A 13,277-nucleotide genomic window follows, 5' to 3' on the forward strand; every position below is an offset into this window, starting at 1 on the left:
TCGCCGAAGCGAGCCTTTGATTTTCGTATTCGTGATTAGAAAATCAGGTGAGCAACACCCGCAATCACAGGTAGCGTAATCAGTGTACGCAAGATGAAAATAGCGAACAGTTCGATAATATTAACTGGGATACGGCTGCCTAACAGCAGAGCACCGACTTCAGACATGTAAATAAGCTGAGTAACCGACATTGCTGCAATGACGAAGCGCGTCATTTCGTTATCAATGGAAGCGGCAAGAATCGACGGGATGAACATGTCAGCAAAACCAACAACAATCGTCTTCGACGCTGCCACAGCTTCTGGAACACCCAATAACTCTAGGTATGGGATGAACGGAGTGCCTAATACTTCAAACACGGTCGTGTATTCCGCAATGACCAGAGCAACGGTACCCAAACCCATGACTACAGGAAGGACACCAAAGACCATGTCGACGGCATTCTTGATACCTTCACCAAATACTGACTTAGCAGAAGTCACCGTGCCTGCGCGTTTAAGCGCCATATCTAAACCCCAAGAGAAGGTAGACATACCAGTAGGGGTGACCTCGGCATCGGCGGCAGGTTTAGTGCCGTCAATAAATACGTCTTTCTTATTTCTAAGTGGTGGAAGGCGAGGAATAATGATGGCAGCAACGATACCCGCTAAGCAAATAGCGCCATAAAATGGTAAGAATAGGTGTTCCAATTCAATCTGAGCAATAACCACAAGGCTAAACGTAATCGACACCGCTGAGAAGGTCGTACCAATCACCGCCGCTTCGCGCATGGTGTAAAATTTGGCTTCGTATTGCTTACTGGTTAATAGAATACCGACGCTGCCATCTCCAAGCCAAGACGCCATACAGTCAATCGCGCCACGGCCAGGTAGGTTGAATATCGGGCGCATAATTTTACTTAATAGCGCGCCAAACAGCTCTAATAGACCGAAGTTGAGCAGCAATGGAAGCAATAATCCAGCGAAGATGAATACCGAAAACAGTGTTGGTAATAAGCCCTCTAAGACCAACCCACCAGTGTTCTCTTCCCAAATGGCTTCAGGACCAAATTGAAAGTAAGTCATCATGGCAGCAATGCCACCAATAAGTCTTACCGCTAACCACATTGGACTTGGGTTGAATAGGCCATTTAGGAAATCGTTATTGTTGATAAAAGCAGGCTTAAAAATGCGAGTTAAAATAGACGCTGCTGCCATTAAAGCAATAATTGCGGTGACAAGAGGGACGATAATGTCGCCCACTGCCGCTTGTAGAGATTTGGCTAAAACGGCGACAGGAATCGTCAAACCACCATCGTAGCTAATAGGTGCCATAAACAGGAATAAACCCACTAATGACGGGATGAAAAACATCCAGAAATTGCCTTTTTTGCCTGTCTCAGGGACAGGTTGAGCGCTATTTTGCATTTTTATCTCGTGTTACAACTAGTTAATATCAGCGGTTCCATCGCTTGATTATTCACTAAACATCCATATTTGCTCAAGTGGGGCAAAGATTACTTTTTTTTGCTCGTCGAAGCAATACTATTCATCAATGAAGACTAAATATTCATAATCTCCGCAAAGTTTGCCCTGCTTTATTCATCCGTGGCGTTAGCGATGGTTACAGTATAGTGGGTAAGCTAGACTTTGAACGTGCGAGTTCACTCGCGACACGATAGAATCTAAAGCAAAGGTGGTACCGAAGACATAGGGTATCGAAATGGAATTGTTTCAAAATATGGAATCAGAGCTAAACCAGTATGAAAAGAAAAAAGTTGCCTATCCCACTCATTTTATTGGTGCCTATTGTCTTGTTGCTTATTGTTGTCATTGCAGGGGTTTATCGATTCTCGTTAACGGATGAAGAGATCTTAGCCAAATTTCCCTCACAGCAAATGCAAAGTGATGAGGTGGTCAATCAAATTCTAGGATTATCTACGCCAAACCCTTGGACGCTTCAGGTGCCAGAGACCAGCGCGTTTTCTTTACTTACTGATATTGACCAGGTTAAGCAAGTCGCATCGGGACGATACGATAACGGTATGGAGCGCGGTCATGTTTACTTGTTGTATCAATTTAAACAAGAGCAAATGGAACAAGGTGTGTTGTCCAAAGTCATTGTTCCTTTTGCGGTTAGTAATCAAGGGTCAGGTGTGTTTTATTACCTAGGATTGTTTGATTGGGATACAGCAAGACAAAGGATCATTCTTGTAGACTCGGTGTTGCTTGGTGACAGGGTGCAGGTGTCTAAGGTGGAATGGAAACATCCTATTGAAGTGCGTTTTAAACAGCATGCTGCAGGGCAGGCGATGAGTGAGAGCCCGCAGAAAGAGGTCACGTTAACGTGTGAAACTGCAAAAATCAATCAACTAAACTGCCAATAGGTTTCGTGTGTTATTGGGCTGTTTGATGATTTTGTCGTGCTCTCAGTGTTGTGAATGTGAGTTTAATTGAATAGTATGCACCTAGATGTTGTTATTTTTTGTACAAATGGAGCTTGCGATGATCAATAAGCGTTTTTTTAAAACGAAAGATGAAGTAGAGGTAACGTTCGAACTCGATGCAGCGAATGTTGATAGTGTGGTGTTGATGGCAGAGTTTCATGATTGGCAGCCAATTCAAATGAAGAAAGTCGCCAAATCTAAGTCGTTTAAATACCGTACTCGACTGCCAAAAGGTGCGGAGTATCAATTCCGTTATCTGGTTAATGATACCGAGTGGGTGAACGATGCCGAAGCGGACCACTATGTGCCGAATGGTTTCGGCGCTGATAACTGTATTGTTAGAACTGCCTAAGTTAGAACGGTCTAAGTTAGAACGGTCTAATCGAAATGGTACCCTTTTTATGAAAAGCGAAGCTCATAGCTTCGCTTTTTTACATTCTAATCACATGTTTTACGTTTTCTTTCCCTAACGACTGATGCAATTGACATCAGAAAAGTTTACTCTATTAGCCTTCTTATGAGCTGCATTGGAACCATTGTGCAATCAAATCAAATACCGGGCGAACCAAGTGCGGCAAGCACTCAGGCTCGTAACTCAAAATTGAAAAGAAGCATTGCTTTCACCGTGCCGTTTTTGGCCGCCTTTGCTTTTTTACACAGTCTGCCTGACTCTACGTTAAAAGGAACGGTTGACTTAGATCTTAATGACTCTCCTATCGTCGAGGCATTGTCAGCCAATAAAACCGTAGAGGTTCAGCCTCCTAAATACGCTTATACGGTTCAATCTGGTGACAGTTTAAGCCAAATTTTTGATCAGCTTGGTTTCCCTTACAGAGATATGATGTCTGTAATGGAAACAGACCTGAACTTCTTGGTACTAGATACGCTGCGTCCTGGCGATAAAATTCGCTTTTGGCAGGATGAGGAAACTCAAGCTCTGACTAAGTTAGAATTAGGTCGTAATGTCGCAGAAAAAGCCGTGTATCATCGACTGGATGACGGTAGCTTTGAATTCGAAGATATTTCAATACCAGGGGTTTGGAGCAGTGCGGCGCTAGTCGGTGAGATTAATGGCAGCTTTTCAGCTTCTGCCAATAAGCTTGGCCTCGGTCCAAATGAAATTAGTCAAGTGGTTACCTTATTAAAAGATAAGATTAATTTTGCTCGAGACTTACGTGCTGGCGATCAATTTGAAGTCGTCAAAAGTAGTCAAACGGTAGAGGGTGTACCAACGGGAAACTCGGAAATTCAAGCGATTAAAATTTTTAACCGTGGCGCTATGTACTCGGCTTATTTGCATTCGAATGGTCAGTACTACGATGCCGCAGGTGAAAGCCTGCAACGTGCGTTTATGCGCTACCCAGTAAAAAACACCCGAATTACATCGGGTTTCAATCCTAACCGTCGCCACCCGGTGACAGGACGAGTTTCGCCACATAATGGTACCGATTTTGGTGTGCGCACTGGTACGCCGGTGTTAACCACAGGGGATGGTGTTGTGGCCATGGTGAGGAATCACCCTTATGCGGGTAAGTATGTTGTTGTTGACCACGGTGGTCCATATAAAACGCGTTATCTACACTTAAGTAAAATACTGGTGAAAAAGGGACAGAAAATTACCCGCGGGCAACGCATTGGCTTATCTGGTGCTACTGGGCGTGTAACCGGTCCCCATTTGCATTATGAGCTAATCGTACGTGGTAGACCGGTTAACGCTATGCGTGCAAACATTCCTATGGCAGACTCTGTGCCAAAGAGCGAACTTAAGCAATTTATCGCCCGTCGAGATGAGCTGGATGCGATGCTTAAGAAACAAGAAATGAAAGTTGCGAGCTTATAATCGTAACGACAATAGGGTGACACTAATGCAACAAGATGAATTCGAAAAGTTGGTAAAAGAACTGTGCTTATTTAAAGTACTACCTGATGCGTTAAACGCACTAAAAGCATGTGATGATGCAGACGTTGCAGAAGCGGCAGAAAGCCTAACGGGTCAGTTTGCTTTGGCGGATGTTGATGGTGAACAACGTATCTATCATGTGTCTGTTCGAACCAATGATGCTGGTGCAGATGAAGAGTATGTCGAGCACATCATGAACGAAGGGGATGACGTCATCAAATTTGTCGCTTGGTTCTTTGATGCTCTTTTTGACTTAAAGCAAAGCGACACGTACAAAGCGGCCGGCAAAACCTATATGCAACCTAAACGTTCATAGGTCATTTGCTTTCGCAAAAACCGACAAGAACACAAAATAAAGACTAAATAGAAACGGCGCTCTATAATGAGCGCCGTTTTTTATCTTTTATTCATCATGACTAGCTGTGCAATAGGGTTAACTAAGCCGATTGCTGCTATCAAACCGAATCTTCGCTATAAACCGAATCGTAACTAATAATCGAAGTGACTAATAGGAAGACTGACAACGTTCACACGTGTGCTCGGTTTTCACACCTACTTGTTGACCATCATGAGTATGTTGCTCATTCAATTCAAACACATCCTGTGTCGTGACGGCATTGCAGGTTGGGCAATAGTCATGAGTGACGTAAAATTGTAATTCGTCCATTTCGTTTTCTCTCCTTTGCTAATATACAAAATATAACAACTGAGTAACATTTGTGCATCTTTTATTCTGCGTGAAGTGTTGTTTCTTTGGGCTAGTTATCAAATTTGATAACAAGAGAAAAAGAAAACGCAACGATGACCTAAAAGAGCATAAAAACAGATATATATAACAAAAATATTGCGTAAGCATCTTATGGATTATTTGTATGTATTGTGTGTTTTGACCACGTTTATCAGTGTTGCTATTTATGCTTTCAGTCTAAAATAAAAGCGGGAAAGGTGACAGTGAGGTAAGAGGTAGCATGGACAGTATGCAAATTCGGGCGGTGACCGCTCCACAACGATTTGGGTTAGGTATACGGGTTGGAGATGCTAGCACTCCTCTTTCGCCGGAAAAGCAGATTCAGGTAGATAACTATACCAATGAATTGATCGCCGAGCTGCCCTCGACCTCTGAAATGCTGGCGCATATGGGTGAACTGAACCGTCGACGTAAGGATGCCAAGACTCCGGAAGAAAAACAGACGTTCTCTAAAACCAATAACGCTTTCTTTCAAGAGAGTTACCGAACCCTTGTTCATGCGCGTAATCTTCAATCACTTTATTCACCTTATGGACTCCAAGAACGGCTCATTCAATTTTGGAGCAACCACTTTGCGATTTCTGCTGACACGCGACGTGTGCGGCCTATTGCGTCTGGCGTCGAAAATGATGTCATTCGTACGGCTTGGAAGTCGGACTTTAGTTCTATGTTGATTGCCGTCTGTCAGCACCCGACTATGCTGATGTTTCTGGATAACCATCAGTCTATTGGGCCGAATTCAAAAGCGGGCAAGAAACGCAATAAAGGACTGAATGAAAACCTTGCTCGGGAGATACTTGAATTACACACATTGGGTGTGAGTGGTGGTTATACACAAACGGATGTCATAGAACTTGCGCAGGGCATTACGGGCTGGACAGTCACCATGGGATCAAAAGAGGCGGGCTATATTTTTAGACCAGCCTTGCATGAACCGGGGGCAATACAAGTATTAAATACGGTTTACTCGCAAGAGGGCGAAGCGCAGGGCATCGCGTGTTTAGCGGACTTAGCATTGCGTCCAGAGACCGCGCGGCATGTGTGTGGAAAGTTAGTCCAGCACTTTTACGGTGCTGGTCATGAAGAATTAGTTGAGGCGTTGGCGAGCGTATGGCTGGAAAAAAAAGGTCAGTTGATGCCAGTTTACGAGATGCTAATAGCTAGCCCATTAGCAAATGAGCCGCAGTACTTAAGATTTAGAACGCCGCAAGAGTGGTATTTCGCCGTATTACGTAGCGCAGATTTTGAGCCTAATCAAAAGCAAATGCATTACATGCTACGGCAGCTTGGGCAAGAGCCTTTCATGGCGGGTTCGCCTGCCGGGTGGTCGGATCAAGATGCTGACTATAATAGTGCTTCGGGGTTGACTCAACGATGGCAGGTAGCGAATCAAGTCGCACAACTTGCGGTTCGACAATTAAAGCGCAATAAACAGCGTCCGCAAGACTATATCGATAATATCCTTCAAAGGCTGTATGGCAAGAATGTTGATGAGCACACCCTTGTGGCGATTGAGAAAGCGCAAGATGCCGTGTCCAAGTTGGTGGTGCTGTGGATGAGTCCTCAGTTTCAGTATAGGTAGGTGAACAATGACATCACGTAGAAATTTTTTGAAAGGCATTGGTGCAACGTCGCTAGTGACTTGCCTACCTAATCTCGCCTTTGCCGCAACTGCAAGCCCGAATGTTTTCGTATGGGTGACACTAAGAGGCGCGATGGATGGACTGAATGTGGTGGTACCGACATTTGATACAGCGTACTCGGTGCTTAGACCGAACCTAGCTTTTAACGCCAATGAACTGCAAGGGTTAGATGGTGGTTATGGGTTGAACCCGGCGCTCAAAAATGTCTTTGAGTGGTATCAAAACGATGAGGCGATGTTTGTTCATGCTTGTGCCACTGGGTATCGCAGTCGATCGCATTTTGATGGTCAGAAGGTGTTAGAAAATGGCACATTACATCCATCTGAACGGGAAGGGTGGCTCAATCGATTTTTGATGAGTGAGAAGCGTAACTTAGCGATAGCCATCGATTCTGGTTTACCGTTAATTGCTCAGGGAGAGATGAAAGTAAGTAGTTGGTATCCTCACAAACTTAAGGCGAAAGAAGAGCAAGCGCTGATCTTATCTGATCTGTTCCAATCCGACCCCGAGCTTGGCTCCAATTTCTCAGAAGCGATGAAGTTAGAGAAGATGCTAGGGACAGGAAGTCAAAGCAAGCAATTTGCTAACTTGATGACGCAGGCGGGTAAGTTTATTAACTCACCACAAGGGCCCAATATTGCGGTGCTAGAGCTTGGCGGTTGGGATACACACTCAGCGCAGGGAACCACTCAGGGACGACTAGCAAACCAGCTGAAAAAATTGGATGAAGGGTTGCTGGCACTGAAATCCGCTTTAGGTGAAAAGTGGTCATCAACGGTAGTAATGTGTGCGAGTGAGTTTGGTCGAACCGCACGAGAAAATGGCACCAAAGGCACAGATCATGGCACGGCAAATGTCATGTTATTAGCTGGTGGCGCGATTAAAAAAGGGCAAGTAGTTTCTGATTGGCCGGGTTTAGCTGATGATAAATTGTTCGAAGGCAGAGATTTAGCTCCTACGACGGATGTGAGAGCTGTCATAAAGGGCGTGCTTGCTGATCATTATCTAGCGGAAAGCGGTACGTTGCTGAATGTGTTCCCAGATAGTGAGGCGATTACACCGATGACAGGCTTGATTACAACAAAACAAGCTTAAAAGTTAAGCCATCGAGTTAGACTCGATGGCTTGTCGGTGATAGTAGCGGGAGAAACTAGAGAGACGAATTGCCGGAGAAATGGTCAGGCGAAGAGATTACTCTCCAGCCACCATGTGCTTCTTGGTCGTAATGCTTGCAATGATCATGTAAATGGCTGTTGCCATCATAGTCGCAAGCAAGTATGCCATAAGGCCTTGTGTACCATTCATAAACCAATCGGCAATAACGGGCCCTGCAACTGAGCCAATGCTGTAGCAAAAGAGCATCACTTGTGTTGCAGAGACAATATTGTTTTCATCCAGTTTGTCACAACCTAGATTGATCGCAATCGGGTAGAGTGCGAAGCATGAAAAACCGATGAGGAATAAGCTGACCGCTAATACGCTAAGGTCGCTGCTTAAAATCACTAACCCGATCGCAAATACACCGACCAAGCAAAACATACCCATCAGTGGCGTACGGCCCACTTTATGAATGAGCTTTGGCACAATAGGTTGTACTGCCATGCCGCCCAAGATCACTAACGCCATTAGAGCACTAAGGTGCCCTTGAGACACATTGCGGTGCGATAACTCTACCGGCATAAGACCGTAAATCGAACCGAGTGTTAAACCTGACACAATACATCCAATGATGGCTGCGTGGCTTAATTTGCTCATTTGCTTCCATGTTAATGGCGTTGAATGTGCACTTTGTGGCTGCTGTGTTGGGATGAAGAGCAACACCATAATGGCTGCACTAAGCATGGTCAAAATAACGATGAAAGGCATAATGCCTTGAACGCCAATCAGACCAATACCAAGCTGCCCCAGTGCTGAGCCGCCATACAGTGAACCCATGTACAAGCCAAGACGTTTCGCTCGGCTTGTTTCGTCACCGGTTAACAACCAAGACTCAACAATAACAAACACCCCAGCCACCGCAATACCAGCGATAAAACGAGCGACCAACCAAACGCTGGCAACAGGCAGCAAAGGTAGCGCAATAATAGTGAGTACGAAAACGGCAAGGCACGCTACGAAAGCGATACGATGCCCGACGTATTTCACAGCGGGCTCAATAGCCACCGCGCCTACAAGTAATCCGGCATAAAATACACTCGCCAACCAACTTGCTTGACTGGCATCAATACCATATTCGTTAAGCATAAGTGGGATCAGGCTCATAAGATAACCTGATGCTACGGCATAAAGTGATAGCGCAATTACCGGTACTTTAAAGCCAGCTTTAACTGCGAAATCGTGAGTGTTTTCCAAGGCAGGATCCTCATTGGTTGGTAAAAAGAAAAGGGGGAGTGATTAAGAAATCACCGCGACTATGAGGCTTGAGTATCAAAGAGTAAAACGAATAAAAATGACCATGACGACAAAAAATCGTTATCGAAATATTTTGAAAATTGCTAAGGAAAATGAGCGTCAATGACCCTAGCGATAATTCATGTAAGTAATTGAATTATATTGGGTGTGTGGCGCTTTGTTGACAAAGAAAATATCGGCGAGTGTGACGTGTGGTGATAAGAAAAGAAATTATGAGGTCGTTTTATATATCGTGTGTTGTTGAGTGGGTAAAGAAGAAACATATGATGCGTGACTTGTTGCGATTTAAGTCAATAGCGCGATGCAAATTGAATGACCCGTCCTCACTTTGTGATAAAAGCAAGTCAGGGTCATGGCGCTCATTTAGCGATTATGTGAAGTGCATAATCAGCCTCCAGTCACTTGTGTAGAGCTGAGGTGTTTAGGGTGCTTACCACACAGCAACCGGTAGGCTGCTGGGACATAATAGAATGAAATAATCGTCGTTAGTACGGTACCGCCAGCAATCGCAATCGCAAATGGCGGCCAGAACCCTCCACCTGCAATGATTAATGGGATGAAACCGCCAACGGTGGTAATGGTTGTTGAGGTAATATGGCGAGTGCATGACATGACGGCGTCGACGATAGCTTCGTCATCGCCAGTACTGGTCTCGGGGCGCGCTTTTAATTCAGCCAATATGACAATGGCAGCATTGATCGCAAGACCGATGACACCGAGTAGGCCAATGATCACGGTAAAACCAAATGGGTAATTGAATAAGTACACGGATAAGATGCCTAAACCCGCGGACAGACCTGCGACCGTGAAAATGATACTGCTGATCCGAAATGAATTAAACGACATGACCACAACCAATACCATTAAAGTCACCACGACAAATACGTTTGATATTAAGTTATTAATGGATTCATTTCTGCCAGCAGATTCCCCCCCAAATTCAATATGGTAGCCGGGAGGTAGCGTGTAGTTTTGCAGCGCTTGTTTAAACTCAATAAGTACCGCTTGAGGTAATACACCTGACTCTATATAGCCTTCAATAGTGTTGACCCGTTGTCCACCACGGCGAGTTATCGCCCCTCTGCTGGTGGTCAGTTCCATTTCTGCAAGGGTAGAGACACTTATACCCGTTGAATAGTTCTCCGAGGCAATAGGTAATCGTAGATTACCTAAATGGGTAATGTTTTCCCGTTCATCGTCGGAAACGCGAACTCGAATAGGAATGGATTCCCCACCTTCTAAAACGGTGCCACTGTTACGGCCAATGAGTGTTGTTTGAAGTAAACGAGCGAATTTATTTAATGTAATACCATTGAGTTGTGAGGCCTCTTCGTTAACCATGAGCTTCACTTTCGGTAACCCTGGCTGTAGCGTTTCTCTGGTGTGAGTAACATGCTGGGTATTTGACATGATAAGGCGAATGTCTTGGCCAATAGATTTCAGTGTATCCAAGTTGTTTCCAAATACTCTGAGTTCAATTGGTGCCTTAAATGGAGGACCTTGTTCAAGTTTTCGAACTAAAATCTGTGCCTGAGGAACTTGATGATTTAAGGCATTTTGGATCAAGGGAATAATACGGTTTGCATCAGCGAAGTCTTTAGTTTTGATCATGGCTTGCGCGAAGTATGGCGCATTTTGTTGGTTGGCCTGCAAATTGTAGTAAAACGATGGGAAATTGGCGCCAATCATCCAGTTAGTGTGTTCCACACTAGGGTAGGTACGGATGATGTCATCAACACGCATTGCCGTATTGCTCGTTTGAACAATGCTTGCTTGTGGAGGAAGAAAAATTTGAACTTCGAACATATCTCGGTCGGAGGGAGGAAAAAACTGTTCAGTTAATTGCGTCGTACTCCAAAAACCGGTGATTGCGACGCCCAACACCAAAGCGATGGCGACCATCGGACGTCGAATGGCGGATCGAACACTAGCCTCGAACCATTTTGACATGGCTGGAATCGAAAGCCCGCTATGGTACCAATGACGACCTTGATAATGTGCGGGTAAAAAGCGGGTAGCGAAGCCGGCAATTAGGGTATGAGAAATAAGGTATGAACCAATGAGAGAGAAACATACGGTAATGCCGATGCCACTGACGAACTCACCGGTTGCACCCGGCATTAAAATTATAGGCATAAACGCAAGAACCGTGGTCAGCGTAGAGCCAAGTAAAGGAAGCCATAGGTGCTTGAGCGCAGCGCGTGTGGCGTTGGATTTAGATTGGCCTAACACTCGATTATGCTGAATAGTGTCGACCATCACCACGGCGTTATCGACCATGATGCCTAACGCGACAATCAGTCCAGTCACTGACATTTGATTAATCGGTAAGCCAGTTATTTTCATTAACGTTAGCGTTAGCATTGACGTTAATGGCAAGGCAATGGCAACTAAAATAGCGGCTCTTACCCCTAGCGTGAGTAGTAGAACGATTAAAATTAGAGCAAAGCCAAGAAGTAGACTGTTTCGAAGATCGCCCATTCTGGCATCGGTATACCCTTGTTGGTCAAAAATAACCTCAACATGAATGTTGCTAGGAATATCACGTTGAAATTGTTCGACCAGCGTTTCCATACTTGCCGACCAGCGGTCAACTCTCAGATCCTGCTGCATTCGAGCAGCCACGATGACAGCCACTTTTCCGTCGATGTAGGCCAGTTCGGTTGCAGGTAAGCTTGGCATCCGGCTAACGGTCGCAATGTCCTCAAGACGAACCATGTGCCCTTTACCGTCGACATTAATGGGAACTTGCCTTACACGGTTGAGCGAGTCTAGCTCGGACGCAATTTCTAGCCCAAAGCGATGATTTAGGCTGAGCAGTTCGCCTGCAGGGTTTTTAGCGTCGGCACCATGCAAAGATTCAAGAACATTGCTACTAGATCGTCCCAGCGCGGCAGCAGAGGAGGTATCGAGGCTGACGAGGATTTCCTCTTTGGGTTGTGCATATTCGTCAACGAACTCGGTACCAGAGAGATTACGTAAGCGCGAAGCCAGCTCTTTTGCATAGCGACCTAATATTAATAAGTCTACGTCGCTGGCATCATTCCAAGTTAATGCAATGATGCTGGTAAAGGCATAGGTGTGGTCACTATCGAATTTAGGCGCACTGGTACCATCGGGTAGCAACGAGGGGAGATCGGCAAGCTTGTCTCTGGTTTGTGACCAAACCGGTTCAGGCTCAGTGATATCATCATTGAGTTCAACGGTAACAATTGATACACCTGGACGGGATGTTGAGGTGAGTACCTTAATTTGATTGAGTTCTCGTAACTTGTTCTCAACGACTTCAGTGACCAGAGCTTCGATGCGCTCAGCACTGGCTCCCGGCAAGACGGTGGTAACGGTTGCAAAGCGATTACTGATAATGGGGTCTTCTGCTCGAGGCAAGGTAGAGTAGGCTGCGTATCCACTGACCAATAACAACGTTGTAATTAATATCAATAGTCGAGTATTAGCGATAGCCTTAACGAAATTCATGATACCTACCTACTATTGTGAAGGGCTGACCTGCTGACCAGGTACGATTCTGTGTAAACCACTGGCGACAATTCGTTCGCCTGCGTGAATCGCACCTTGAACGTAGGCCTTATTTTGATCGGCAAATAGCACCTGTATCGTGCGGCTTTCTATTGTGTCGTTACTGTTGATAATGTAGACATTCCATACACCACGCATGCCATCGGTTAGGGCTGAAATCGGCACCCAAAACCCAGTTTTGTGGTACTTTTCATCAAAATCGAGGTAAGCAAGTTGTCCTTCTAGTAAACCAAGGTTGTTGGGTAATACATAGCGCAACCCAACACTTCGAGAATGGATATCAACAATGGCGCCTGGATTGATAAGTGTTGCAGAATAGGTGCTTTTCCCGACTCTAATTTGTGGGGAAGCCAGCGCAGATACTTTGTTTAGCTGCTTAGCTGGAATGCCGATCGCGGCTTCTTTGGCCTGATTTGATAAGACGGTTAATGTTGGTTTTCCAACATTGACTACATCACCAACGGTGACAAAACGGTGGCTGATGATGCCTGAAAAGGGGGCACGGATTGTTGATTTTTGCTGGCGTAATTGGTTTGCATTTCGTGAGGCTTTCAGCCCAAGTAGGCTTGAGTTTAATACGCTAACTTCGCTATCTAGTGCATCCATTTCCGC

11 protein-coding genes are annotated in these 13,277 nt (G+C 45.1%); 6 read left to right on the forward strand and 5 right to left on the reverse strand.

Annotated elements, in window-relative coordinates; genetic code table 11:
- Positions 1-35: 35 nt before the first annotated feature.
- A complete protein-coding gene (locus MD535_RS24235) occupies positions 36-1,406 on the reverse strand; it encodes a YjiH family protein (protein ID WP_265677747.1) in 1,371 nt (456 codons plus the stop codon).
- A gap of 335 nt (positions 1,407-1,741) precedes the next feature.
- Between MD535_RS24235 and MD535_RS24240 the strand changes: the two genes are divergently transcribed.
- The 4 genes from MD535_RS24240 to MD535_RS24255 all read left to right on the forward strand — a co-directional run bounded on the left by MD535_RS24240 (position 1,742) and on the right by MD535_RS24255 (position 4,641).
- Entirely contained in the window at positions 1,742-2,365 is a 624-nt protein-coding gene (locus MD535_RS24240) for a hypothetical protein (RefSeq protein ID WP_265677749.1), read from the forward strand.
- 118 nt (positions 2,366-2,483) lie between these two features.
- Entirely contained in the window at positions 2,484-2,777 is a 294-nt protein-coding gene (locus MD535_RS24245) for an isoamylase early set domain-containing protein (RefSeq protein WP_265677750.1), read from the forward strand.
- Positions 2,778-2,942: 165 nt separating this feature from the next.
- Entirely contained in the window at positions 2,943-4,265 is a 1,323-nt protein-coding gene (locus MD535_RS24250) for a peptidoglycan DD-metalloendopeptidase family protein (protein WP_265677751.1), read from the forward strand.
- A 25-nt stretch (positions 4,266-4,290) separates the two neighbouring features.
- Positions 4,291-4,641 carry a hypothetical protein gene (locus MD535_RS24255; RefSeq protein WP_265677753.1) on the forward strand — a complete coding sequence of 117 codons (351 nt, stop codon included), beginning with the start codon at positions 4,291-4,293 and terminating at the stop codon, positions 4,639-4,641.
- Between the two features lie 189 nt (positions 4,642-4,830).
- Here MD535_RS24255 and MD535_RS24260 read toward each other — a convergent pair whose 3' ends face one another.
- Entirely contained in the window at positions 4,831-4,992 is a 162-nt protein-coding gene (locus tag MD535_RS24260; RefSeq protein ID WP_265677754.1) for a hypothetical protein, read from the reverse strand.
- Between the two features lie 301 nt (positions 4,993-5,293).
- Here MD535_RS24260 and MD535_RS24265 point away from each other — a divergent pair, with 301 nt between their 5' ends.
- The gene (locus MD535_RS24265; protein ID WP_265677755.1) at positions 5,294-6,655 is read left to right on the forward strand and encodes a DUF1800 domain-containing protein; all 1,362 of its coding nucleotides are present in this window, start codon (positions 5,294-5,296) and stop codon (positions 6,653-6,655) included.
- Between the two features lie 7 nt (positions 6,656-6,662).
- Positions 6,663-7,811 carry a DUF1501 domain-containing protein gene (locus MD535_RS24270; RefSeq protein ID WP_265677756.1) on the forward strand — a complete coding sequence of 383 codons (1,149 nt, stop codon included), beginning with the start codon at positions 6,663-6,665 and terminating at the stop codon, positions 7,809-7,811.
- 96 nt (positions 7,812-7,907) lie between these two features.
- Here MD535_RS24270 and MD535_RS24275 read toward each other — a convergent pair whose 3' ends face one another.
- The 3 genes from MD535_RS24275 to MD535_RS24285 all read right to left on the reverse strand — a co-directional run.
- A complete protein-coding gene (locus tag MD535_RS24275) occupies positions 7,908-9,068 on the reverse strand; it encodes an MFS transporter (protein ID WP_265677758.1) in 1,161 nt (386 codons plus the stop codon).
- Between the two features lie 447 nt (positions 9,069-9,515).
- Positions 9,516-12,605, reverse strand: a complete 3,090-nt coding sequence (locus tag MD535_RS24280; protein ID WP_265677760.1) for an efflux RND transporter permease subunit — start codon at positions 12,603-12,605, stop codon at positions 9,516-9,518.
- A gap of 12 nt (positions 12,606-12,617) precedes the next feature.
- Positions 12,618-13,277: efflux RND transporter periplasmic adaptor subunit (locus MD535_RS24285; RefSeq protein ID WP_265677761.1), on the reverse strand; the 660-nt coding region annotated here is incomplete at its 5' end.

The sequence above is a fragment of the Vibrio qingdaonensis genome (assembly GCF_026191675.1).
Lineage (GTDB): Bacteria > Pseudomonadota > Gammaproteobacteria > Enterobacterales > Vibrionaceae > Vibrio > Vibrio qingdaonensis.